Origin of the sequence: Halomonas sp. AOP7-B1-5, from assembly GCF_052353045.1 — a bacterium.
Lineage (GTDB): Bacteria > Pseudomonadota > Gammaproteobacteria > Pseudomonadales > Halomonadaceae > Vreelandella > Vreelandella colorata.
On sequence record NZ_JBQTDC010000108.1, the window covers coordinates 1 to 1,273 of the forward strand.

The 1,273-nt window shown below is 49.3% G+C and carries 1 protein-coding gene; it reads right to left on the reverse strand.

Annotated features, from left to right (window positions below; translation table 11 throughout):
• Window positions 1-23 precede the first annotated feature (23 nt).
• Window positions 24-1,175 (reverse strand): IS4 family transposase, encoded by a 1,152-nt coding sequence (locus ACT3XD_RS19570; protein WP_192539957.1) that lies wholly within the window; start codon window positions 1,173-1,175, stop codon window positions 24-26.
• Window positions 1,176-1,273: the final 98 nt, after the last annotated feature.

Sequence of the window (1,273 nt, forward strand, 5' to 3'; positions counted from 1 at the left end):
CATTGCTGTCCCATAGTTTTTGATCATAAAGGGATTCTCATCTGAGGATCCCTTTTTTGTGGCTCTGGCGATGGCGGATTCATGAGAGCCCAAAGCGGGATTCTTTCGAACAAGCTTACTTGGAGCGTGCGCATAATGCGCTGAACGCTCCAGCCTTTTTGGGCACTGTGACGTGCAAACGAGAGTAACAGATAGCAGATCATGGCAATCCAAATCTGCGTCAGCACAGCATTCTTACTGTTACCTAAAAAGGCCTTTATTTTCAGGTTTTGTTTGAGGGCTTTGAAGAAGAGCTCGACCTGCCAACGATCCTTGTAGATGGCGGCAATCGTTGTCGCTGCCAGCTTGAAGTTGTTCGTGATAAAGCGAAAATGCTTACCACTGTCCGGACAGACGTATCCCACTAAACGAAGTCGCGGCGCGCCCTGTTTTAGCGCGTGCTGACTGCTCAATTCAATCACCTGATCATATTCAACGGGCCCATCAGCACGCACAGGCTTGGATAGCTGCACCTGGTAAACAGCCTTAGGTCTCAGCCGTGTGACGAAACTAACCTTTTGTTTTGTAAGCTCACCATACCAGCGGTAATCAACATAGCCCTTATCAAAGGCGAGGATGCTACCCGCTGGAAAGTTGAACTGTCGACCTTGAATCAGATCGTTTTCCCGGCCCTCGCTCAAGGCGACGAATTCAGGGATCAGGCTGGCATTGTTCAGGCCGGTGTGCAGTTTTACCCCGGCCTTGGATTGATGAATTTTAGCCCAGGGGAAGAGGCTCAATGACAGATCGATGGTGCTGGCGTCGAGTGAATAAAGCGGATTTTTGAAGCGAAACTTGTGTGCATTTGAACGAATAGAACAACGCTGTAGTAGCTTATAGAAGACGGCTTCATAGAGTTCGGCCGGTTGCTGCTCATTGAGACGTGCCAGGGTGGAACGGGCAATGGGCTTAGCGCCGAGATGATACAACTTGTGCCGTTGACTGGTCAGGCTGGACTCGATATCCCGCAGACTTTGACGGCCAGCAATTTGAGACATGGAAAGCCCGACAAACTGATCCCAGCGTGATGCAGAACGCAGTTTTTGCCCAACGTGGTGCTCACGAGCGAGACGTTCGAAATCATGTCGGGATAACGGCTGGAGCAACTGATGAAATGCGGTGTTATGATGAGACAAAGCCTGAATCCTTTATGAGTAGAGTGTTTGGTCGCACTCTCATTTTACTCACTTGGATCCAGGCTTTTTCATTTATTAATGTTTATGGGACAGCAGTG